At 35.9% G+C, this 24,811-nt stretch carries 23 protein-coding genes; 3 read left to right on the top strand and 20 right to left on the bottom strand.

The genetic code is table 11. The annotated features are described in order from the left end of the window. Positions 1–137 precede the first annotated feature (137 nt). From HLX49_RS11515 to HLX49_RS11455, 13 genes are all read right to left on the bottom strand, one after another. On the bottom strand, positions 138–965 hold the full coding sequence (locus HLX49_RS11515; protein WP_296362030.1) for a YihY/virulence factor BrkB family protein: 828 nt from the start codon (positions 963–965) through the stop codon (positions 138–140). Between the two features lie 605 nt (positions 966–1,570). After that, the gene (locus HLX49_RS11510; protein ID WP_296362028.1) at positions 1,571–3,277 is read right to left on the bottom strand and encodes a M56 family metallopeptidase; all 1,707 of its coding nucleotides are present in this window, start codon (positions 3,275–3,277) and stop codon (positions 1,571–1,573) included. A 15-nt stretch (positions 3,278–3,292) separates the two neighbouring features. Then, the gene (locus HLX49_RS11505; RefSeq protein ID WP_176087327.1) at positions 3,293–4,345 is read right to left on the bottom strand and encodes a LolA family protein; all 1,053 of its coding nucleotides are present in this window, start codon (positions 4,343–4,345) and stop codon (positions 3,293–3,295) included. Between the two features lie 55 nt (positions 4,346–4,400). After that, positions 4,401–5,861, bottom strand: coding sequence for a sensor histidine kinase (locus HLX49_RS11500; protein ID WP_296362025.1), 1,461 nt, complete (start codon positions 5,859–5,861; stop codon positions 4,401–4,403). Next, entirely contained in the window at positions 5,858–6,559 is a 702-nt protein-coding gene (locus HLX49_RS11495) for a response regulator transcription factor (RefSeq protein ID WP_077704859.1), read from the bottom strand. Before HLX49_RS11495 ends, HLX49_RS11500 begins: the two co-directional genes overlap by 4 nt. A 627-nt stretch (positions 6,560–7,186) precedes the next feature. Beyond that, a complete protein-coding gene (locus HLX49_RS11490; protein ID WP_296362022.1) occupies positions 7,187–8,104 on the bottom strand; it encodes a DUF4349 domain-containing protein in 918 nt (305 codons plus the stop codon). A 158-nt stretch (positions 8,105–8,262) separates the two neighbouring features. Further along, entirely contained in the window at positions 8,263–9,480 is a 1,218-nt protein-coding gene (gene fdhA / locus HLX49_RS11485) for a formaldehyde dehydrogenase, glutathione-independent (protein ID WP_141130727.1), read from the bottom strand. A 272-nt stretch (positions 9,481–9,752) separates the two neighbouring features. Further along, the gene (locus HLX49_RS11480; protein WP_077704870.1) at positions 9,753–10,328 is read right to left on the bottom strand and encodes a DUF5067 domain-containing protein; all 576 of its coding nucleotides are present in this window, start codon (positions 10,326–10,328) and stop codon (positions 9,753–9,755) included. Positions 10,329–10,794: 466 nt separating this feature from the next. Beyond that, entirely contained in the window at positions 10,795–12,045 is a 1,251-nt protein-coding gene (locus HLX49_RS11475) for a dihydrolipoamide acetyltransferase family protein (protein ID WP_296362017.1), read from the bottom strand. 15 nt (positions 12,046–12,060) lie between these two features. Then, positions 12,061–13,092 (bottom strand): alpha-ketoacid dehydrogenase subunit beta, encoded by a 1,032-nt coding sequence (locus HLX49_RS11470; RefSeq protein ID WP_101934145.1) that lies wholly within the window; start codon positions 13,090–13,092, stop codon positions 12,061–12,063. Between the two features lie 19 nt (positions 13,093–13,111). Beyond that, positions 13,112–14,077, bottom strand: coding sequence for a thiamine pyrophosphate-dependent dehydrogenase E1 component subunit alpha (locus HLX49_RS11465; protein ID WP_296362013.1), 966 nt, complete (start codon positions 14,075–14,077; stop codon positions 13,112–13,114). A gap of 355 nt (positions 14,078–14,432) precedes the next feature. Further along, positions 14,433–16,235, bottom strand: a complete 1,803-nt coding sequence (locus HLX49_RS11460) for a sigma-54-dependent Fis family transcriptional regulator (protein ID WP_296362012.1) — start codon at positions 16,233–16,235, stop codon at positions 14,433–14,435. A 265-nt stretch (positions 16,236–16,500) separates the two neighbouring features. Beyond that, positions 16,501–16,968 carry a GNAT family N-acetyltransferase gene (locus HLX49_RS11455; RefSeq protein WP_101934148.1) on the bottom strand — a complete coding sequence of 156 codons (468 nt, stop codon included), beginning with the start codon at positions 16,966–16,968 and terminating at the stop codon, positions 16,501–16,503. Between the two features lie 835 nt (positions 16,969–17,803). Between HLX49_RS11455 and HLX49_RS11450 the strand changes: the two genes are divergently transcribed. Next, positions 17,804–18,280, top strand: a complete 477-nt coding sequence (locus tag HLX49_RS11450) for a hypothetical protein (RefSeq protein ID WP_101934149.1) — start codon at positions 17,804–17,806, stop codon at positions 18,278–18,280. Between the two features lie 6 nt (positions 18,281–18,286). Here the strand turns inward: HLX49_RS11450 and HLX49_RS11445 are convergent, their stop codons facing one another. The 3 genes from HLX49_RS11445 to HLX49_RS11435 all read right to left on the bottom strand — a co-directional run bounded on the left by HLX49_RS11445 (position 18,287) and on the right by HLX49_RS11435 (position 19,428). Beyond that, positions 18,287–18,544 carry a hypothetical protein gene (locus tag HLX49_RS11445; RefSeq protein WP_164085542.1) on the bottom strand — a complete coding sequence of 86 codons (258 nt, stop codon included), beginning with the start codon at positions 18,542–18,544 and terminating at the stop codon, positions 18,287–18,289. A 143-nt stretch (positions 18,545–18,687) separates the two neighbouring features. Further along, complete coding sequence (locus tag HLX49_RS11440) at positions 18,688–19,089, bottom strand: Fic/DOC family protein (RefSeq protein WP_101934151.1); 402 nt, start codon at positions 19,087–19,089, stop codon at positions 18,688–18,690. Positions 19,090–19,260: 171 nt separating this feature from the next. Beyond that, a complete protein-coding gene (locus tag HLX49_RS11435) occupies positions 19,261–19,428 on the bottom strand; it encodes a Zn-dependent hydrolase (RefSeq protein WP_101934152.1) in 168 nt (55 codons plus the stop codon). A gap of 405 nt (positions 19,429–19,833) precedes the next feature. Here HLX49_RS11435 and HLX49_RS11430 point away from each other — a divergent pair, with 405 nt between their 5' ends. Beyond that, complete coding sequence (locus HLX49_RS11430) at positions 19,834–20,406, top strand: DUF4879 domain-containing protein (protein WP_077704894.1); 573 nt, start codon at positions 19,834–19,836, stop codon at positions 20,404–20,406. Between the two features lie 24 nt (positions 20,407–20,430). Further along, positions 20,431–20,913, top strand: coding sequence for a hypothetical protein (locus tag HLX49_RS11425; RefSeq protein WP_077704897.1), 483 nt, complete (start codon positions 20,431–20,433; stop codon positions 20,911–20,913). A gap of 456 nt (positions 20,914–21,369) precedes the next feature. Here the strand turns inward: HLX49_RS11425 and HLX49_RS11420 are convergent, their stop codons facing one another. The 4 genes from HLX49_RS11420 to HLX49_RS11405 all read right to left on the bottom strand — a co-directional run. Next, the gene (locus HLX49_RS11420) at positions 21,370–21,849 is read right to left on the bottom strand and encodes a DinB family protein (RefSeq protein ID WP_101934154.1); all 480 of its coding nucleotides are present in this window, start codon (positions 21,847–21,849) and stop codon (positions 21,370–21,372) included. A 412-nt stretch (positions 21,850–22,261) separates the two neighbouring features. After that, entirely contained in the window at positions 22,262–23,659 is a 1,398-nt protein-coding gene (gene sufB / locus HLX49_RS11415) for a Fe-S cluster assembly protein SufB (RefSeq protein WP_073007322.1), read from the bottom strand. Positions 23,660–23,723: 64 nt separating this feature from the next. Further along, entirely contained in the window at positions 23,724–24,158 is a 435-nt protein-coding gene (gene sufU / locus HLX49_RS11410; protein WP_077705046.1) for a Fe-S cluster assembly sulfur transfer protein SufU, read from the bottom strand. Then, positions 24,148–24,811 (bottom strand): aminotransferase class V-fold PLP-dependent enzyme (locus tag HLX49_RS11405; protein WP_296362004.1); only part of this gene is annotated, 664 nt, incomplete at its 5' end. The genes HLX49_RS11405 and sufU, both read right to left, overlap by 11 nt.

The following is a 24,811-nucleotide window of genomic DNA, read 5'->3' as shown; positions in this document are numbered from 1 at the left end:
AGGTTTGCGAAATAGTAGTTAAGGTATCGGAGATCCTGTATTTACGAGTGTTTCGAACATTTTGCCAGCGCAAAAACAGGGAACAACAGGATCAGATCATCTCATACAAACGATATTGTATGTCATGATTTTCAAGGCTAAAAAGAACGCCTTTCGCTACGTTGAATTGGATAAATCATAGCATTAACTAATCCCCCAATAATAATGATCATAGCAGACATATAGAACCAAATCATTAATACAACAATACCTCCTAATTGTCCATAAAAAGCTGTATAATCGTTACGACTAACAAAAGTAGCAAATTGAAGGGAGATAATTTGCCAACCAATTGTAGCGACAAGCGCACCTGGAAGAACTTGCTTTACTTTGACACGTAGATTTGGAGTGAAATAATAAAGTAGAAGAAAAAAAGTCATGATTAAAAAACTACCAACTCCCCACTGGATAAAATCCCACAAACGATGAAAACTATCATTGGTAAATATATCGACCAAATATGCCCTTAATGTTCTTTCCAAAACAGGAACAACAACGGAAAACAAGAAAACAATCATAAATCCTATAGTTAACATTAGCCCTTCGATTACTTGTCTTACGATACTTTCCTTCTCATGCACGTTATAAGCCGTGTTAAGTATACGTTTCATGGATTGAAATCCCATTGAAGCAAGCCATACAGAAATAACCAAGCTTAAAGAAAGCAAGGGTTGATTTTGATTTGCGAGCACAGCAGTTAACGTATTTCTAATTAGACGATACGTTGTATCCGGTGCATACGGTTCAATTAGCGTTAAAATATAATCTTCATTAAAGGGCAAATAAGGAATTAACGAATAAATCACGAACAGAAACGGAAAAACAGATAGTAGGAAATAATAAGCCATTTGTGCAGAAAGATCGTACACTTTATATATAAAAAATTTTCTCCCTAGTTCGTAAAAGAATAGTAAGATAGACATCATAAGACCCCTTCCATCGTCTGTCTATCTTATTTCTGTCCGTTTATGTTTTTTTTATCCGACTTATACCATTGTTAGAAAAACTTCTAGAAATCCCTCTAATGCTCATTGGATTGTTTGTTGATTAAACGGACCATGTTCATGGAATAAATGAGTATTACTATTCCAAAAAAGAATAAGGGATCGAAGTTCAAATGTAGAAGTCCATATAACAATAGTAATAAGATTAAAATGAGATGCAAAATATGAATAATGAAAAGTTGTTTTTCCAAGTAATCACTCCTCGTATAGTATATTTAGGAGCTAAATATTCGCCGATTATTTCTAACATTTTATTTGAAATGGTATACGTGCTTGCCCCCTCGCCTTCCTCAGGACTTCTTGAGACTCCTCACTCGAAAAAAACGCTATAATCATGATTTCCCTGCAGGAGTCACCACATTAAGTGCCAAATAACAGAGTACCTGCTCCTACTATTACTGGATATTCAATTTCTTGGACGCTTCTGAGATGTTCCTAGATAAAAATCTTAGGATCATTCTCTCACGCCTCATTATCCTTCTCATACCCTTACCTGATAAACAAGTATTCATAGCGAGTGCTACAACCTACAAGTTAACTCTTTTATGCTGGAAGAAATCCGGCAACGATTCTTTTATTCGTGCAACTAGCCACGCTTTCCTCGTTCTATTCCAGTTTTCTTCTTTACATAGTTGTTGAATACGCCAATATAACGGCGGATGTGGCATAAACTGGAACTCCATGAAGCGTAACAACCAGCTACCTCTTTCTATGCTGTTATGGTTATTCTCTTCAAGATTGCTATATTGTAATGCCTTGTTTGTTGCTTGATCTTGGGCAACAGCTAATTCTTTCAATCCATCAGCCATATGTCTATTCCCTGCCTCTAGTAGTTCAGCTCCCAAATAATCAGCCCTTACTTCTGTCCATTGAGCAACCCCTGATAAACAGATTATAAAAATAGCCCAAAGTAAATTTATTAATACAATAAGTAGTAATGGCTGTTCTATTAATTGCTTTAGTCCATTAAAAGATAAAAAGATGCCAAATCCAAGAACAATCATTAACATCACCCGTCCAATTTGATTCACCATAACATCCCGCTTTTTTATGTGTATTGCCTCATGTGCTAAAATAGCCTTCACTGCAGACCAGGATAATTTCGTTGTTGCGCTAGTCAACATTATCGTCCCTTTTCCAATGTGCGTACCCGTTGCAAAACCGTTATATACATCAGAGTCAATCACATATAATCTAGTGCCTGTTATTCCAGCCTTCGAAAAAATTTCCTGGGAAATATGATATAACTCTCCCGCTGTAACTTCTTCTGCGTCTGAAGCATTAATGAGTAGTCGGTCTGCAATATACATATTAAACAGCCACCATAGAAATACAAAAACAGTAATAACATACCACGGACAATGAAGAAAAATCAAAATAGTTAATAACGCTGTATATGCAGCAACACCTTTAACGCTAATTGCAAAATAGCCTTTCCATAACAAGCGCTTTATATTGCTCCTATGCCAGATTGGAAGAATATTTTTTTCCGTTTCTACTTGGTCTACTTGGATAAAACGATTCCAGTACATGTACCACGCCTCTACATTTACAGGTGTTAAATACATTGTTTCTCCAGAAAAAGTTAAACGCAATACGGTTGAAAATGAAATTGTATAATCTTTTCGTTCAGCTAAAAAGGCAAAACTAGGATGAAGTCTTAAAATATCTGGATTAGATTGTTTTTGAATAGCTTCTAAATGTTCCATTGGCAATTCTCTTGCTTCAAGTAAGGAGATAATGACCAGCACTTGTTCCTCAGGTAACATATACACCTTGGCAAAGAAATAATCTACCAAGCGGTTCAAGAATGGTGGAAGCATCAAAATTAAATAGTAGCCAAGTAGATACTTAAGTGTATTGATCATTTCTGGAATAAAAAGAAGACAAATAACGGAAACTCCTGCTATTGCACCAGCTAAACAAATATCCATCAAAATTCGCCTAACATCTCTTTTCAGTTCAACGATCTGAAAGTTTGTAACCGAAAGCTTTTGTTGTAATTGCTGTTTTTTCAACTTTTTGTCATGGTCAAAGACAACACTAAAACTAAAATAGGTGACAAACATCACACTAAGTGGCAAGACTGCTTCGAAAAATTCATTCGTCATGAGTAAATATACGATCATACTACAACTGCCGATAAGAAGTAGCCCTACACTTACTTTCTTTGGAAGAATGAAAGAAATACAGGTAAGTAAAATAGTAATAACACTTATGATAAAGAGTTGCATATTCTTTTCCTCCAATTAAGGGACAAATTTCATTTTATTTACGAATTGTTTGATTTGGTTCAAACTTAAATCTGCATCCATTATCATGATAGAATAACGCAGACCTTGTTCGTCCCATAACAACATTTGATACGTATCATCCTCCGTATACACCCCATCCACGCCTCGGAATGTAATCCGCTTTTCATTTGACGCTGTAAACGTTTCAATGTCATTATTATCTTCATTTGGTATTGGAAAAACAGACAAATTGAATATCGGTATGTTGTTTTTCGTATAATCCATGCTTACTTCCATACGCGAAAATTCACCTGCCAGTTCAATTAGTTCAACATTACTTAACACTATATCTTCTGCTTCAGGCACATATAAGAATGTACTTCCCATTTGTTCACGTGCTTCTTCTAAAGTAACTTTGCGATTTGAATTTAACTCATTCATATTTTTAACTTCTACATCTTTTGGTAATTTCAAGGAGTATTTCTCATCAGCTATATCTGCTTCAAAATTAATTTGGTTATATTCTGTTTCTACTGTTTGGTTTCCTATCGTTGCATTCATTTTTAAAACAATCCAGTTTTCCTTATCTATCCATAACTCTTGTCGACCATATAATTGATCTTTAGCTTTAGGTTCAGCGATGACGAGTTGCGTTTGGCGACCAGCTATCTTCTGTTCTTTTCCCGTTCTTATTTCATGTGTTTTTGAAATTTGTTCTAAAATAAAGTTCACTTGATCCATAGGGGATGGTTGATTTAATGCAAGCATTTCTTGGTCATCCATGATGAGAGCTTGTTTTTGCTTTGGTTCGTAACTAATTAAAGATGCGCCATCATTAACGGCAATAGATATGGGCTCTTCTTTATTGCCTTCTATTTCCACACGAATTTTGCCTGTACCGTCTCGCCATTCTTTCATTACAAACCGTTCTACTTCTGTTTCATTTTCTTTCGTTACCGTTGTCGACTCTCCATAATAAGCTACATTTGTTTCTTTTTCAGTAGTTAATACTTTATTAACCATTTCCTTTGGAGAAAATTGATTTGAATCTGGTGTACACGCTGACAATATGATTCCTCCCATGAGGCAGATTAAAATACTTACCTTATATTTTTCCATACGATCACCTTTCCAAAGTTTGAGGCAACATACAAACAACACATGTACCTACGTTTTTTTGGGAGAAGATATGTATCCACCCTCCATGCTCTTCAATTACTTGTTTTGCAATACTTAACCCTAAACCATTTCTTTGAAATTCTTGCTTACTCCTCGCTGGATTATGTTGATAAAATGGTTCAAACACATGCGGCAAAACCGCTTCATCAATCCCTTTCCCTTCGTTTTGTATTAAGATGAAAACCCCCTCTTCCCCTTGCCCTTTCCAATCCACATTTTGACGCACAAAGGAATATGTCCAATCTGGCAAGTCCCATGATACAACTCCTAACCAAATATTTCCATAAGTAGCAGTATGGGAAATTGCATTGCTCACAAGATTATCCATCACACGTATCATTTGGTTTGGGTCTACCTTGTATTTCCCTTTGACTTGCAAAGAAACATGCAAGTCAATCCCTTTTTGTTTACAAAGAGTTTCAAAGTCTGAGGTTAACATGTCAAAAAATTCTTCCCCATCTACTAAAGCCAACTCCAGCTGCTTTTCTGATGAGCGCAACATCGTGTAGGTTAATAAATCATCAAGCATTGCTTTTAGAAAATCTGTTTTTTCCATAATGATATGCAAATATTCCTTCTGTTCTTTTACATGGATATCTTTTTCAAATACTAATGACTCTGCGTATGCTTTAATGGAAGTCAACGGTGTTTTTAAGTCATGAGATACGCTAGCAACTAAGTATTCCTTGGCTTGCTGTTCTTGCTTAGCTATTCTTCTCGCCTTATTTATTTGTCTACTCATAACATAAAAATGTGCTGTTAATTCCCCCACTTCATCTTTTTTCGTCTTTCTTTCATGTATTGATTCCCCAGCAGCAAATCGTTTTATATCATTAATAAGCTTCTTCAATGGACGTACTATTTTTTTATTCACAAACAGGACAACTAACGTATAAATAACAATAAAAATAATACATAAACCTACACCTACTAAAAGTGCTCGATTCGTAACTCCCTCCACCCATTGTTCTCTAGGGATTTGTATTTCAAAAAATCCAATTAGTTTATCTTTCATAAATACAGGTTGACGATAAGTATAAGAACGGTAGCCTTGTTCTAATTCGTATAGACCTTCATACAACTGCTTTTTTCCATATTTTTGAAAAGTTGAAGTAACAGATGAATGAGATGCATACATAACTATGCCATCTTTATTTAGTACAGTAACAGCTTGATTCTTATCTATATTTTGCTTGATTTTGCCCCAATCGCTATTAAACTCGTATAATTCTGGGTCAACAAGTAATGCCTTTAATGTCGTTATTTCCTCTACCGTTTCAATATGTTCTTGTATTTTCAGTTCATCATGGTACCCTTGTATGAATAAAAATAATAAATAACCTGCCATTACAGGAAGGACCATAACAACAAAATAAGATACCAGAAGCCATGTTTTTATTTTCATTGCATGTCACCAATAAATCGATAGCCTTTTCCCCATACCGTTTGTATATACCGGGGCGTCTTCACAGAGTCTTGCAACTTTTCTCTTAATGATTTAATATGTACCGTAACCGTATGTACACCATCTAATCCAACTTGCTGCCAAACATGTTGATATAGCTCTTCCTTGGAGAACGTTTGCTCAGGATGTTTAGCCAAAACAGTAAGTAACTCCCATTCTTTATCGGTTAGCATAATTCTATTGCCTTGAAGAGAAACGAAGCACTCTCCCCAATCTACCATTAGCCCATGTTCATAAGAGGTTTGCTTTGTCTCTTTAGGAACTCCTTGGAACCTACGCCAACGACGTAAATGCGATTCTACTCGGGCTTTTAGTTCCAGCATACTAAATGGTTTTGCTATATAATCATCTGCCCCTAAACCTAAACCTTTTACTTTATCCCCATCTGCTTTTCGAGCGCTTATGATAATCATTGGTACGTCACTTTTTAAGCGGATATTTTTACATAAAGAAAACCCATCCATTTCAGGAAGCATGACATCTATAATTACAAGGTCATAATTAGCAATTTTAAAATCTTCCCATCCTTCTAACCCTGTTGTAGCCCATGTTACCTGATAATGGTTACGCATGAGCATATCTCGAATGATACGTGCAATTTCCAAATCGTCTTCCACAAGTAAAATATTTTCTTCCATCGGTCTTTCCTCCTACTAAAGCTAATGTAGCATATAAAAAAGGATATCATCGAAACTTTATTATTGGTTTATTTTTAAAGCATATCGCTTTCACGAACCAATACAAACCTGAATGATTCAACCCTTTAAAAAAAGTGCTGAAAAATGAAAAGGATTGATCTCCAAAAAAATAAGTCAATATAATGGAATCTATAGGATAGATTTCGCAATAGATGCCTTCCTCGTTTAAAAAAATCCTGTTTTTGGGTATACGAATTCTTTTTAAAATGATAATGATGGAAAAATATTTTTATATTTTAATGCAACCTAGATTTTAAAAAGTAGCCATTATAAGAACCCATTCTATTGGTTAATTTGACGTGATTTAACTGTAGCAGAAATGGATTCTTTTTTCATTTTTTTGGTGCAGGAGCAAATTGGCTTCCTCCTTCGTACATAAGCGTTCAGTAGTATTCAAGTTATAGGTGTGAATAATTCAGGATAAAGGATTATTCTCTCTCATAAAGGCTTTATGTCTCTATAAAATACGCTTATTTCGTTATCCACTAACACCTCATTTACAATAAAAAAAACTGCAGTTTATCTATATACTGCAGTAACAGAAAATCACATCTTTATTCTGTTGCTCTATTTCTCCTTGTGATTTTGCTTTACCCTTTTTGTTATAAAAATCCAACCAAGCCACCCTAACACACCAATTAGAATAAGAACCGGCATGTTACCTGCTATAAATACAAACACGTTTGAAATCACTTTCAAAAGAAAGTTTATACTCTTTATGAATTGCTGTTTCGTTGCCTCCCATGTATTTAAGTCTCCATCTTCTAACGATACATTATTTTCTTTTATTTCGATATGAACAGTTGCCAAATCGGCTTTATTTTGTAGATAATTCATTCGACCAGTAATTTGCTCTATTTCTTCCTGTACTTCTGCAAGGTCTTCTGAAATAGCCAATAAATCCTCTGTTTTTTCAGCTTGTTCCATATAAGCTAATAACCTTTTCTCTACTACTTTTTTAGATTGAAGTCGAGACTCTAGATCCACATATTCTTCAGTAACATCCTGACCTGAGATATTACTACTTAATAATTTTCCTTCCCCCGATTCTACTTCATCCATAAAAGTTTTAAAATTCGTTTGTGGTACTCTTGCAGTGATGAAACCGGTGCTATTTTTTTCTTCTGTATCATTACTTCTAGATGATTCTACAATATAACCATTATAATCTATAATCAAACTTTCCAAAGTCGCTATTTTTTTCTGTAAATCTTTTACTTCTATACGTGTATCCGCAGTATAGATTACTTTTCGTTGATCCACATCGTAAGTATCTGCTTTTGGCACTTCCGTTTCTTCGGCTTTCTGTTCCGTTTGTTCTTTTCCTGAATCAGCCATTTCTCTACTATCTTCTGTTTGAATTGTTGTTTTGTCATCTTGATTACTAGATAATGAGTTTGATTGATCACTACTATCTGAACGTTCATCGCAACTCGTAAGCAGAATCAAAAAAAAGCACAGTAACAAAAATAATCGTGACCTCATTTTTTCCTTCCCCCAAACACGTTTAGATTTCAGACAAACACCTCTTCTTAAATCAAATATAATGAAATGAAGCCTTATTCAGTTGAAAAACTGGATAAGGCTTATGCTTTTAATTATCGTTTGATGGTACAGTACATACCATTCATTACCTCATATCGTTATGCTTTCACCAAACCATGCGGATCAATAACAAATTTCTTTGACGCACCACCATCAAATGCTTCATATCCAGCTGGCGCTTCATTCAACGAAATTAATGTAGCATTTACTGCTTTTGCAATTTGCGCCTTTCCACTTAAAATGGCCATCATTAAATCACGATGATATTTCATCACTGGAGTTTGGCCAGTAACAAATGTATGTGCTTTCGCAAATCCTAATCCGAAGCGAATTTTCAACGTTCCTTCTTTTGCATCTTTATCAACGCCCCCTGGGTCACCTGTAACATATAACCCTGGAATACCTAATTTTCCTCCAGCCCGAGTTATACCCATAATCGTGTTTAAAACAGTTGCCGGTGCTTCACTTGCTCCTTCTCCGTGACCACTTGCCTCAAATCCAACTGCGTCAATCGCACAATCTACTTCTGGTACACCTAGGATCTGCTCCATTTGTTCCCCTAAATTCGTATGTTCACGTAAATTAATTGTTTCACATCCGAAGCTGCGTGCTTGTGCCAGCCTTTCTTCAATTAAATCACCGACAATGACGACAGATGCTCCGAGTAATTGAGCTGAATGTGCAGCAGCAAGACCTACAGGACCTGCTCCGGCAACGTAAACTGTTGATCCCGGTTTAACTCCGGCGCTTACCGCTCCATGATAACCTGTCGGAAAAATATCCGATAACATAGTTAAATCAAGTATTTTATCCATAGCCTGATCTTTATCAGGAAATTTAAGCAGTTGAAAATCAGCATATGGAACCATTACATATTCCGATTGACCGCCTACCCATCCGCCCATATCAACATAACCATAGGCTGATCCTGGTCTATCTGGATTAACATTTTGGCAAATATGAGTGTCTTGTTGTTTACAATTCCTACAACGTCCGCAGGCAATGTTAAATGGAACAGATACTAAATCTCCTATTTGGATAAACTCAACATCTCGTCCTACTTCAACAACTTCTCCAGTAATTTCATGACCAAGCACTAAGCCACTGGGAGCTGTAGTCCTCCCTCGAACCATGTGCTGATCACTTCCGCAAATATTCGTAGTTACTACTTTAACAATGACGCCATGATGGCATTTTCGCCCCACATTTAATGGATTTACACCTGGCCCATCCTGTAAAACTAAATCCGGATAACGAATATCCTGCACCTCTACTTTACCAGCACCTACATATACGACACCCCTGTTCTCAGCCACTGAAACACTCCTTTTCAAATTATATTGGATGTTTTGGGAGCATTGACAATCTAAAACCATTATACTACTTAAAGCTTAATTTTTCTATAATTCTATTAATTCTAATAAAAAACTTATTTCTTTTATGCTTATATATTTACTTCTATAAAACCTGAAAAAAACAGGCATATTTCTCCGAAATTTACATAAAATCAAACTGTATATTTTGACCATTGAAATATATGTAAAAAGCAGAGACACCCTTTTTATTGAGTGTCTCTGCTTTTTACATACTATTTAATTTCAAAATCTTGTCTACCAATCTCTTCTCCCATAACGCCTTGTGTAGCTACTAAGGTTACAGGAGTTTCTAAATCATCTAATTCATAAGCAATGGAGTTTTCTACCGTACCATCTTTCTTTATCGTTTCCGTTTGTGTATCTGAATGGTTTCCGTCTGGTAAGCTACCCATTTCCAGTTCGTTTACTGCATTTGGATCGTTGTCTTGCAACGCTGTAAATACTGCTATCCAAGCTGTTGACGGATCTATGTCTTTATCAGTAAGGTTCGTTGTCTCATACCAGATAGCAAATACTGGTTTTTCTCCAGTTTCATTTCCTTCTTCTCCAGCAGGTATAACCTTTGTTTCTTTTATTTTGATTTTTAAATCTTCAATTTTAGCTTCATTATCTTTGAAGTATACATCTTCGTTTTCGTTTGTTTCCGCGCTATCTTTGCTTTCTTCATTCGCTGCATCGGCGCTATCTTTACTTTCTTCATTTTCTGTGTCTTTACTTTCGCTTGATCCACCACATGCAGATAAAACTACTAACATTACAGCAAGTAAAACAAATAAGTACTTCTTCATATTTTTAGCCCCCATATATTTTTTACAACCATCCTAATTATGGACTAGTTTACAATATTTATCAACATCATTAAATTAAACTAAAAATTTCTTAAACTATTGATAGATATGTCAATAATTTTGTGTAGTCTCTCTTTTTATAGCTTAAAGCACACTTTTCCTTTTAGATAGCCCATAATTTATAATGCATGAAATGTCAGGGGGAGGGGAATTGGAGTACATAGAAGGAAGCTGTCTCAGCTGAGACAGCTTCCTTCTATAATTTAGAACCTTTATACCAACATCGTGTTCTTCTAGTCTGGAATAGCTAAAAATATCAGATTGATAGGTCCTTCTCTGCACGCGATAAGATTTGCGAAACCTTTGTCATCATAGCAGAGAAGGAGTTTAATTTTAAGTGTTTTCCTTTTTCTATTTTCATACGCATAGCGAAGGTCTTTATAGGATAGATTCTATTCTGATTTCTTTACAGCAATAACAAATATGGTTTTGCTAAATAATGAGCAATCGTATTTAAGAATTCTGCTGCTGGCGCCCCATCTAATACTCTGTGATCAAAGGTTAAGCTGAGTGGTAGCGAAGTTATCTGTTTCACCTGCTCATTTTCATCTAACCTAAGCTCTTGTACAAATGTACCTACACCTAAAATCCCACTTTCTGGTGGGTTCAGGATTGGTGTGAAATATTCTATACCTTGCGCACCTAAATTAGAAATGGTGAATGTTGCTCCGCTTAATTCAGCATTTTTTCCTTCACGAGCAGTTTCTGTGACATGTTTCATTTGCTTTGCTAAGCTACCGAGTGGCAATCTTTCCGCATGTTTTACAACAGGAACAACCAATCCATCTTCTAGTGAGGTTGCAATACCTAAATGTACTTCTTCAAATTGGTGTAGCTGATCATGAATAAGATGTGTATTTACTTCAGGATGTGCTTGTAAGCTTAACGTTACAGCTCGAGCTAAAAATACCGTTAGTGTCAGCTTTAAATCTAAATTATTCTCTGCTGCTTCTGTGCGCATTTTCTTTTGAAAAGCAAGTAAGTTTGTTATATCAGCTTTCCGATGTAATGTTAATTGCGCGGTTGATTCCAAGCTATGCTGCATATTAGCAGCAATTGATTTTCTCATTGCTGACATACCTTGAACCTGCATTGCTTCTTCTTCATGAACGGCTGGTTTTGTTGTAACCTGTTCTTCCGTTGTGGTCGCTGCTACTTGCAGCTCAGCTACTTGCTCAATGTCTCTTCTAGTAATCCTTCCCTTAGGACCAGTACCTGTTACTTTAGAAATATCTACGGATAATGCTTTTGCTTTTTTACGAGCAGCTGGAGAAATACGCCTTTTTCGTTGCGGACCTTTCATGTCTTGATGTCCTTCAGGTTGCTGCTCTACTTGTTGAACCGCCTTCTCTTGTACCTCAGCTGTTGGTTCAGTTTTTTCTTTTTCAGAAGTCGATGTCGCTTCCCCTACTTCTTCTCCAGCTTGCCCAACAATACCAATCGGTTCACCAACTTCTGCTTCTTCAGACATCTCTTTTATTACCTTTAATAATATACCATCAGCTGGAGCTTCTACTTCACTCGTTAATTTATCTGAACTAATTGTGACAATTCCTTCACCTTCTTTTACGGTGTCTCCAGGTTGTTTAAGCCATTCTTCCACCGTTCCTTCTGTCATCGTCATACCTAGTTTTGGCATTAATATCGATGTAGCCATTTAATCCCCTCCTCATTATCTAGATAAGGTCAATTCCCCAATCATTTCTTTTACTGTTCGTACAACTGTTTCTGCTCGTGGTATATATAATTGCTCTAAGTTTGTGGCAAATGGTGTAGGTGCATGTGGAGCCGTCACCATCTTAATTGGCGCATCTAAAAAATCGAAACCTTTATCTACAACCATAGCAGAAATATCCGTTGCTGCATTACAACGTGGATTTGCTTCATCAATGATCAATAGACGCCCTGTTTTCTCAACGGACTGTAAAATCGTATCCTCATCAAGTGGAGATAATGATCTAGGGTCAATAATTTCCACCTCGACATTTTGCTTAGCAAGCTGATTTGCAGCGCTTTCAGCTACTTGTACCATTTTCCCTATCGCCACAATGGTTAGATCATCCCCCGCACGCTTAATTTCTGCCTTTCCTAACGGTATTGTATAATATCCTTCGGGTACTTCACCTTTCATACTATATAGTGTTTTATCTTCAAAAAAGGCGACCATATCATTATCTTCAATTGCCGTTAATAACAAGCCTTTAGCATCGTAAGGGTTAGAAGGAACAACGACTTTTAATCCAGGGATAGCTGTTAACATGCCATATAATGATTGGGAATGCTGCGCTGCAGCTCCTGCACCCGCACCATGGCTTGTACGAATAGTTAATGGAACTTCTGCTTTCCCACCAAACATATAACGAATTTTAGCACCCTGGTTCATAATTTCATCCATCGCACTACCAATAAAATCGTTAAACATTAATTCTGATATTGGTCTTAAACCTGTAACCGCAGCGGCCACTGACGCTCCCATATAGCCAGCTTCAGCAATTGGCATATCGATGACCCGTTTACGTCCATACTTATTTCCTAATCCTTTCGTTACTCCAAAAACGCCACCCCAAGCTTCTTCATCCTGTAGATGATCGACTGTTGCTCCTCCAGCTACGTCTTCTCCAATTAAAATGACTTTATTATCTCTTTCCATTGCAATATCCATTGCTTCATTAATCGCCTTTGAAAACGTTATTTTTCTCGCCATTTATCTCACCTCATTCATATTATTTGTAAGAAACGTATACATTCTCCGTTAATGCTTCCTCACTTGGCACTTTACTGTGATGCGCAAATTCAACTGCTTCCTCCACCGCTTTTAAAGACGCCTTCTCCATCTCTTCCAGTTCCGTTTTGCTTAACAGTTTATTCTCTAACGCGTATGTTTTGAATTGTTCAATACAATCTACTTCTACTGGCCACTTTTCTTTATCAGATTCTGACTTATACGCTTGATTATCTCCTTCAAAATGACCACTCGTACGATAAGTAATGGCTTCAATTAAGGTTGGTCCTTCTCCGTTTCTAGCTCTTTCTATCGCTTCTTCGGCAACTTCATAAACCTTAGTAACATCATTTCCGTCAACGCGTACGCCAGGTATATCATATGCTATTGCTCGATCAGCAATAGTTTTTGCTGAAGTAGCGTACTCAAATGGCGTTGCTTCTCCAAAGCCATTATTTTCTGCGACAAAAACAACAGGTAGATTCAATGCTGCTGCAATATTAATTCCTTCATGAAACGTGCCATGATTATTTGCTCCATCGCCAAAGAAACATACTGCAACGCCACCGTTTTCTAAAATATCAGCAGATAAACCTGCACCAACAGCTAATGGAAACCCTCCACCAACAATGCCGTTAGCTCCAAGCATGCCGACTTCCAAATCTGCTATATGCATGGAACCGCCTTTTCCATTACATAAACCAGTTTCTTTACCAAATATTTCAGCCATCATCCCATTTAAGTCACAGCCCTTGGCAATACAATGGCCATGCCCACGATGTGTACTGGTTATATAATCTATATTTTCTAAATGAGCACAAACCCCAACTGCAACAGCTTCTTCCCCTGCATATAAATGTACAAATCCCGGAATTTCCCCTGTAGCAAAAATTTTTTGGACTTGGTTTTCAAAATTACGAATGTCATTCATTTTTGTATACATCCAACTTGCTATTTTCTTATCCATCTTGAAATCCTCCTTCATATTTTGTGCTTTCACTTATATATAAGCAAAAAACATGCCAACTTTTTAAGTTATGTCATTAAAGCGTTTTCATTTAGGAGAACAAAAAATGAGACAACTTTCGCAAATTGTCTCATTTTGTCGCATTTTTTATTCTTAAGGTTTATTCCCAAAAAGGCCACTTGTTCATTTGTAATACTAAAATAGTAGATTTAATAGAATGCGACTACATCATATTAGGCTTTTAGGACATCGGCTTTTAAAAAAACTCTCTTTTTAGGTGTTATCCTTATCCTTTTCATGAATTTATATCATCCAACAAGCGAGAAACGAGAAAAAATATTTGGAATGAAGCACGCTACAATTGGTACTTTTTAATTTTACGATATAATGTGCTTCGTGATATATTTAAATCAGCCGCAGCACTTGGTACATGATTGTGATGTTTTTTTAAGGCTTGTTTAATCTTGTCTACTTCTAACTGATTGCGAAAATTTTGTGTTTCCTTTTCGTTGCTCTCTACTCTTATCAGCTCTGTGTTATCCCAAATCGAAATAATCTGATAAAGCTCCTCTTCCTCAGGTGTTTGCTCTGGAAATAAAATGCGACAGCGATCTAAAGCATTAAATAATTCACGAATATTCCCTGTCCATCTTCCATGTTTAAAAGTAGCTGTTAATTTATTTATCCAGCTTGGATACCAATGATTTTCCTTGCAATAATAATCGATAAAATAAGGAATATCTTCTTTGCGTTGTCGTAAAGCCGGTACATAAATAGGAAAACCGTAAATACGATAAAAGAGATCAGCTCGCATTGTCTCCTCTGTAACTAGTTGACGTATATCTACATTTGTTGCTGAAATAATGCGCACATCCATAGGAATAGGCTCATAGCCTCCTATTCGAGTTACTTGCTTTTGTTGTAGTACCCGAAGCAAAGAAATCTGCATGGATGAAGGCATATCACCAATTTCATCTAGAAATAAAGTGCCTTTGTTTGCCGCTTCTAGCTTTCCCTTTCTACCATTTTTATGAGCACCGGTGAATGCACCAGGTTCGTAACCAAACAACTCACTTTCCAATAACTGTTCAGGGATCGCCCCACAATTAATAGAAACAAAAGGTTGATGCGCACGTTCACTATTACGGTGAATTGCTTCAGCAACTAATTCTTTTCCTGTACCAGTCTCTCCATATATATGAACAGCAGCATCCGTTGTAGCAACTTTATGAATATCTTGCAATACCTTTTGAAATACATCACTTTTTCCTGTCACACCTGCAAAATAAACAGGATTTTCCTTTATTTCTTCCTGCACATAAACCTCATAACCTATGGAGCGGCCATTTATTAAAAGTGGTTTTCTTTCACCATGCAAACTTATCTCTGGCATTATGTTATCTAACGGTTCACCAAGCATATATCCATATTTATTTTCCAAATGCCTCGGTAACTTACATATAACATCATCATTGGAACAAATAATTGCATTTTTAGAACAAGATAATTTCTGTAATTGTTCCATATCCTCGTACATGGTTTTTCGCCAAGCAAGCGAAATAGAATCGGCAATCATTTTTACCGAAGCCAGTACATAATTAAAGTTTATTGGTTTATAGGGACTTGAAATATTAAGAATGCCAATCAACTGATTATGATGATCAACAATTGGTGCAGCGGCACAGTTCCAAATTTGTGAGGCTACTGCAAAATGGCCATAACCCCTTACTATAAATGGCTTCTTATATAATTGAGCTAATCCAATTGCGTTGGTTCCCACTTCTGTTTCGCCCCAATTTGAGCCTTGAATAAATAAAATATCATAAGCTTTTGCTTCTACTGACTGCTCGCCTCTATTTTGTAGTATGTAACCCTCTTTATCTGTCAATGTCGTAACATATTGCCATCCCTTTAAAAAATAATGTAACTGATTGCGTTGCGCTTCTACTAACGAAATAAGCAGTGCATTTTGTTCTACACGCCGCTGGAGTTCATCTGGCTGTAAAATCGATTTAGAAATCCCATCAAACGGATTAACACCTTCTTGCTTACATCTTTCCCAAGAGTCAACTAGCTCATAGGAAATATTTTCATCCACTAGACTCCCCTCATGAATAAAACGCTTCCAATTCTCTTTGGTAACGACATCGGTAATCAACAGCCTCAGCTCCAATCTAAAAAGCTATCATCAGAAATCTAAGTAAACATGTCATCTTATTCTTTTACCATCATTATTTTCATAACAACATAGTAACTGCACGGTTGGAAATGGCCTTGTTTTTTCATAACTTATCTAATAAGTCTGGTTTGCCGTCCAGCTCTTAAAAATTTCATCTCAGTTGTATACGTGTATATGAGCGCTTCTCGTTTCGAAAATCCATATTTATGAGTCGGAAAGAAAAAACTTCGATTGAAGATTCACTTTATAATCTCTTTTCTAAACTATAATAGCGCTTTGCTTGGTAAACACGTTCATCATACTGCCTAAAACCCATATTACTCCAAAATAATAGCGCTTTCTCATTGTTAGCATGGACAGCAATTTGAATATTAGAAGCTCCTTTTACTTGCATCCATGTTTCGAACTGTAAATAAACATTTTTAGCTAACCCCTTTCCTTGATATTTCTTATCAATAAGCAAAAGCGTTAGCCAAGGCATATTCGTTCGAGGACTATGCATTCCATATTCTAAAATTCCTACAGGGGTATCATTGTTTTGAATAACATATCTTTCCGTTTGCAATCGTTTTGACTCCATGTGTTGTTGAAAAATGTCAGCACAATGGAGCTCCTGTTTATCAAAAGCAATTTGGTTATATATTTTGTTCGTATTAAACACATTTTTTTCAACGAATATCGTACTATTATTGCTCCGTACATACGTAAACATTCATAATTCCCCTTTAATATCTACTCCATAAACGCTTGCAAGCGGTCGATATTTAGACTTAAGTCGTATGTTCTGTTGATGTATCCATGTATTTGTGCTTTATGATGTAGACCATGACTTACTAAACCGTCAAGATATGTACATATGATCAGCTTACTCACCCCAATATAAAAGTCTCTCTCAACCATTTAAAATTTGTGTAATGGTTATCGATTTTTCATTCTTGCAGCTTGTTTGTTCACCAATTATCGATCACGTGGAGCGCATAAAACTACGCCTGTTAGAATAGCAGGAATTCGATCGTTAATTACAAATTTATCCCAAGGAATAAAATGACTTATTATTTCTGCAACACTACACTTTCCATTCTGTATTGGTTTAAACCAAATTCGATTAGAAATTTCTCTAAAGAATTCCCCCAGTATATCATGTTTTTTGGTGGTTTATTAATTCATATTTTCAAGTCAGATTCCTCACCCTTATAGTGTATATCTCCTTAAAAAAAACCAATACTATGTATGAGGTGTCCGCTATTATTCAAGTTGGTTTATCACCTAAGATTAACCCCTGATATAAAGCGCTCTGAGAGTCCAGATTCATGAATTGGATGAGATAAGTTAGATAAGCTTAGGTGAAGGATGAAAGAAAACCATTCATTAAATAGAGATTAACTTTATGGTAAGATGTGCAAATTTTAAAGGATTAATGATATATTTTGCTTAAGATTCTTTAGAATCATTCCAGGAGATGGTGACTATGATATGCACACAATGGCTTCTCAGTATCATATAAATGCAAGTTAATTGTATATCTGTCTAAATAAAGGAGAATAAGTATGGATAAAGTTATCCACAATCTTGATTTACATTCAAAAGGAATTTGGTTTCCTATTACGATTAGCATCATTTTAGTACTCACTATACTTTTTATCCCTAAAAAACATATTACTTGGAAAGAGCTATACGCCACTTTTGGAATTGTTGCATTTATAACTTGGCTTAGTGATTCATTAGTTGCCAGAACATTAGATTTAATACATCTTGCTGATCCAAAAACAGCTGGACTTGCGGAAATTTTAGTGTATACGTTTGTCCCTTCCTCTTTAGCAATATTATTTATTAACTATTATACGCATAAAAACAAATGGTTTTTAGTAGTAGTATTTACAATTATTTCTGCTTTATTGGAATGGACTATGGTACATTTGGATTACCTGAAATATACTGGGTGGAATCCTTTTGTTTCCATAGCTGCCTACATTATTGCATTTGGATTCCTTGTACCTTTACATGTTAAATTGCTCCGTAAATAAGTGTTACTATGCTCTTTTATTATGAAGTAGCCTGACAAATTTCCTTTGAATAAAGTAAGCAATAGCAACAGAAATCAATACAAAAATAATCGATATTGGAAAAGACTTACCCTGTAATGTAATAGTCTGAAATAATGTCCCATCGGTATTCCATGCTTTCGTTATGTTTGGAACATATAGTAAGGTAACAATGAAACCCGTTAACACTTGCATAACGAAATACAAAATAATAAAACTTAATGAAAATACAAAGAATCTTTTCAAATTGTTCAAACTTCCTTTCATATATATTCCATTACTCACACCAATAGCGGAAAAAATCATAAAACATAGAAAATTCCCTTTTTTGTATGTAAAAGAAAAGCAAACGAAGATATTGGTTTCATTAACCTTTGCCAAAAATCAATTTAATGACATGTTGTTAAGGTTTGATGAAATAAACTTTGTAATGAGGATACATCTATCACGCTTCTAATCATTGTTTTCGTGTATAAAGCACTGTCAATCCTTCCAAAATCCCAATTATATCTATGATTTCGAGCGGCTTCACGAATAATCAAACGACTCACTCGTCCAGTCCCTCCCCTGAAGGGGTGAATCATATTGAGCTCAGACTTATAAAATGCTAACTGTTTCTTAGCTTGATCTCGTGTTTCCCAAACAGGTTCTCTATTCAATTTACGAAATAAATCATTTAAGTTAGATTCAATATATTGCGCTTGACAAAATCTAGTTTCCCCTTTCATCAGTTGAACGTTTCTAATTTTACCAGCAAACGGATAAATATCCTGAAATAAATAAAATGTAATTGCTCAAGCGCTTCAATTGTGAAAGGGATAAGCCAATCAAAACAATTCAATTTCTAACTATGAAGCACGTATGGAAAAAGCAACCGCTTCCAGTTGCTCTAGTTCATCGTATGAAGTAGCTCAAAAAAATTGCTTTTTAATAAATAATCCGCTTGATTTTCTATATTATATTTATCCATTTGCAATAATCCTTTTTATCGTCTCTTGGGTAATCCTTTTATCATTATTCACTAGACTGACAACTTTCTTTTGAAGTTCAGGTGAAAGAAACATTTTATCGAAACGGAGATTAGCAAGGACTTGTTGAAACTCTTTAGATTCAATTGTTAATTTTGCCATTTAGTCATGACTTCCTGAAACGGTAAACTGATTATATTTATTATAACATATATTTTTACCATTATATCCATAAAATTATTTGTAAAACACTATATCGGTTAAAGCCTTCTATAATACTCCAAATTTTAAAACGCATCTATTTTTTGATTTCCTCCTTTCTTCTCACCATCTTCATTTCCAAAGTTAAGTCTGTCGCATAAGTTGCTCCATTTATCTGTGCTACATATTAGTGGATAGTAAACAATTAATTATAGAAAACATCTTTTATCAAAATAATTTATAGCTCAGAATAATAAAAAATGGTTTTCTCTAAATTTTTTCATTAATATTCCGATAAAATAAACATATTATAATATTGGGTTAACTTAGCTCAATTAAGAAAAAACGATGAGGAGGTTTATTTATATGAAAAAAGGATTTACCGCAGTAGTCATAGCCTTAACGCTCTTCTTAACGGCAGGGGCAGTTTCAGCGTCTTCTGTTGACGAATCTACTACTTTGCATAAAAAGTTGCTAAAGGATCAAGCTTTACAGTCTCTTCAAGAGGAATATCCAGATGCTCAATTTATTGAAGAAGATGTAGCGAAAGACGGATCCGTAGAAGGTATAACTCTTCAAGGACCCGCTCCTCCTTTAACTTCTTTAAGTGTATATGCAGCTATTTCTACTCATTACCCACAGTATGAATACTTTGCACTAAATCAATTAACATCTATTGAAGATCATGGTGGAGAAGAAATGTACATTGTTACAAGGGAAATTGGCTATAGTAGAAATACATCAAGGATAGCCCAAATGAATGGTGGAAATATACCAATGCTTATGGACGAAGCCATTGATTTAAATGGTGATCGAATCATTGATGGGTATTTTAGGTGGTGGGACGCCAGCGGATATGAGAATGGTAGATTTACATATCAAGCTACCTCTATCAACGCACCTTGGAATACAATGAGCGCTAGGATGAATATTAGATAACAAAAAACAATAGGAGAAAATAATATGAATATTAGTCAAATGAATGCAATAACAGCCCATACTCTACCAGCAAATACAAATATAAAAAACACAGAAACGGAAGACCATTTTAGCAAAGACATGAAGCAAACTCAAGAAACATCATCAGCAAAAAAAGATACACCGAATATTTGGAGAGAACTTTCTGAAAAATATGATATTACGAATGCTTCTTTTGAAGATCTCAACGCGATAAGTACTGCTTTGTATGAAGCAGGCCAAATATCCCTTAGAGAACATGCAGGCTTCACTTTTGATTTTAATAGAGCGACAGAATCTTTAAAACAACAAGCAACTGGAATATCCCCTCATTTCACAATGTATGCCACACAAGCTAATGAATGGGGAAATAGAAATTGGATAGAAGAATTTCAAGCAAGAGCAGATAGAGCATTCCAGTATGGTAATATCATTGGACACCATACTAATAACAATTTAACAGCTATTTTACAGAAATTAAAGCTGTAAAAAAAACATACTTTCTAATCGTAGCTAAATATTAGCTACGATTTTTTCACTTAGAATAAGTTTTATTATTGCTGCATACATACCCTTTCCATATTCCTCGCTCCTTCGCCTAACATAACAAAAATACCGATAGTTGTCCAGAGCTCAAATGATTTATAATATCATGGTCAGTACTTAGACCATTTATGAATTGAGTCGCTTGTGGCTTTACATAAGGTGAGAATGTGGATAATCGCTGCCTTGGCAAAACATAGTTATCCACATGTAGTGAGATGGTGTCAAGCTTAAGCTAAAAAAGAAATTTTGGTGCTGTTATCTCCCACCTAGACTTGTTCAGCTCGCATCTTCCAATTCTTGAAGTCTTACAACACCTTATATCCGGGATAAATACAGCACACCCTAAAAACGATAGCTTGAATTAAACTTTTTACGTATTTATTTATAAACCCTTAATCCTTAATCCCATATCTTCGGACGGGTAATTCTCATTGTTCTCATGTAGTCTAGCAATTGACCTGTATGAACTGACTCATGGTAAGCAATCCGTACTAACATTGCACCTAGCTGTTTCATATAACCTCCTTCATTAATTAGATCTATTTCTATATTTTCTAAGTCATGCGCGTCCAGTGTTTGAATATATTCCAAAAACCTCTCTCGAAAAGGCTTAGCAAATTTAAGTTCATCTTCCACTGATATAAATTCTTTTGCTTCAAATGGATTATCCAAATTAACAAGCCCCTTACCACCTCTACCTATAAGAACGTGATGGAAAAGGAACTCAGCTTCTAATAAATGTCTAATCATTTCAGCACATGTTAAAGCTTCTTCATCAGGTTTCCAATGCAACATTTCCTCAGGAATGACCTCCCACACTTTTATGTTTCTGCTTCTAATTTCTTCAAATTGTAATAGCAATAACCCAATTGCATTCATAAAAAAATATCCCCTCTCCTTGAAAATTTAGTTTTTTCCAAAAATAAAACGCTTAATTATAAGTATAAACTAAATTTTTCTGTAGTGGAGAATTAACGCATATATCATGCTGAACTAACCGAGAAAGCCTATAGTCAAACCAAGTACAATGATTGCTAAAAAATAGGATTGTTGAAATAAGCGTTACATACAAGGCAAAAGAAGGATATAGAAAGAAATTATTCCTTAAAAACGAAAGTCCCATTAAACCTTTGAATGCAAAAATACACCTAAAATGAAGAAAATAAACCCACATGCTACGTTGATTTCCCTGAAAAGAGTAAGCTTTTCATATTCCTTCATCTTTTTTATAGCTCAAGAAAAAACCCCCTTGTCACAGACATCGTTGTAACAAAGGAGTTGTTTATTCATATTATCCAATAGACCCTTCCATTTCAAACGAGATTAACCGGTTCATTTCAACTGCATACTCCATTGGTAGTTCTTTTGTGAATGGTTCAATGAAGCCCATAACGATCATTTCTGTTGCTTCTTCTTCTGTTAAGCCACGGCTCATCAGATAGAACAGCTGTTCTTCAGAAACTTTGGACACTTTTGCTTCATGCTCCAATGAAATATTGTCATTGTTTATTTCATTGTATGGAATCGTATCGGATGTAGATTCATTATCCATAATAAGCGTATCGCATTCGATGTTAGAGCGAGCACCTGATGCTTTACGTCCAAAATGTACAAGTCCTCGGTAAGATACTTTTCCGCCATTTTTTGAAATAGACTTCGAAACAATTGAAGATGACGTATTAGGTGCTAGGTGATGCATTTTGGCACCAGCATCTTGCAACTGCCCTTTACCAGCAAAGGCAATAGAAAGTGTATAACCACGAGAACCTTCCCCTTTTAAAAGCACTGCAGGATACTTCATCGTAATTTTAGAGCCAATATTACCGTCAATCCATTCCATTGTCGCATTCTCATCACAGGTAGCACGCTTAGTTACTAGGTTATAAACGTTGTTTGCCCAGTTTTGGATCGTAGTGTAACGGCAATAAGCGTCTTTTTTAACGAAGATTTCTACGACTGCACTGTGTAATGAATTAGTCGTATAAATTGGTGCTGTACAACCTTCTACATAATGGACAGAAGCACCTTCATCAACGATAATCAACGTACGCTCAAACTGTCCCATGTTTTCTGAGTTAATACGGAAATAAGCTTGGAGTGGCGTCGTCGTCTTTACACCTTTTGGTACATATATAAATGAACCTCCAGACCAAACAGCTGAATTTAAAGCAGCAAATTTATTGTCTGTTGCTGGAATCACTTTACCAAAATACTCTTTGAATAGCTCTTCATTTTCTTTTAGTGCTGTATCGGTATCCTTGAATACGATACCCATTTCTTCTAAATCTTCTTTTAAACTATGGTAAACAACTTCAGATTCATATTGCGCAGAAACACCTGCTAAATATTTTTGTTCCGCTTCAGGGATACCTAGCTTATCAAAAGTTCGTTTGATTTCTTCTGGTACTTCATCCCATGTTCTTCCTTGTTTTTCTGAAGGCTTCACATAGTAAACAATTTCATCAAAATTCAACTCCGAAAGGTCGCCGCCCCATTGAGGCATTGGACGCTCATAGAAATGTTCCAACGCTTTAAGACGGTAATCAAGCATCCATTGCGGTTCTTCCTTCATTCTGGAAATCTCTTCAACAATTTCGCGAGTCAGACCTTTTCCTGAGCGAAAGACAGAAACGTCACGATCATGAAACCCATATTTATACTCTTCGATTTCTGGCATGTTTTTTGCCATTAATAAACCCCTCCTTTTAGGATAATTCAAATAGAGTCAATCGCGTCTTCATTGCATTTGACTTTTATTCGTCTTTAACACCCTTTTCCATTGCTTTCCAACAAAGGGTGGCACATTTAATTCTTGCAGGAAACTTGGATACACCTTGCAGTGCTTCAATATCTCCTACATCTAGGCCTGTCGTATCAACATCTTCTCCTAACATCATTTTGGAGAACATCTCGGACATTTTCAAAGCTTTTTTAACTTCTAACCCTTTAATTGCTTGGGTCATCATAGAAGCTGAGGCCATACTAATCGAACAGCCCTCACCTTCAAATTTGGCATCTTTAACAATCCCATCTTCTACTTGCATATTAAGCTGAATTCGATCTCCGCAAGTAGGATTGTTCATGTCGACTGTCAAAGTATCTCCATCTAAATTGCCTTTGTTCCGCGGGTTTTTATAATGATCCATAATTACTTGTCTGTAAAGTGTATCTAGGTTATTAAAAGCCATTCCCAAAATACTCCTTTGTCTTCTTGAGTCCGTCTACGAGACGGTCAACATCTTCTTCTGTATTATACAAATAGAGGCTTGCTCTCGCCGTTGCTGTCACATCAAGCCAACGCATTAATGGCTGTGCACAATGATGACCTGCTCGAACAGCAATTCCATCTGCATCTAAAACGGTTGCTGTATCATGAGGATGGACATCGTCAAGATTAAACGTAATAAGCGCAGCACGATGTTTTGGACCATAAATCTTAATCCCATCCATCGCTTGCATTTTTTCATAGGCATATGTGGCAAGTTTTTCCTCATGCTTTGAAATAGCATCCATACCGATGTCTTCGATAAAATCAATAGCCGCCCCTAAACCTATAGCACCAGCGATAATTGGCGTACCACCTTCAAATTTCCATGGAAGCTCTTTCCATGTGGAGTCATAAAGATTTACGAAATCAATCATTTCTCCGCCAAATTCAACTGGCTCCATATTTTCGAGCAATTCTTTTTTTCCATAAAGTACACCAATACCAGTTTGAGCGGACATTTTATGACCTGATAAAGCATAGAAATCACATTCAAGCTCTTGAACACCTACTTTCATATGCGTTCCGCCTTGTGCTCCTTCTACTACCCTAATTGCTCCATGATCATGAGCTATA

It is taken from the genome of Virgibacillus sp., from assembly GCF_013393565.1.
Lineage (GTDB): Bacteria > Bacillota > Bacilli > Bacillales > Amphibacillaceae > Virgibacillus > Virgibacillus dokdonensis.
The sequence above is the reverse complement of the archived record's forward strand: the minus strand, read 5'-3'. Positions and strand labels throughout refer to the sequence as shown.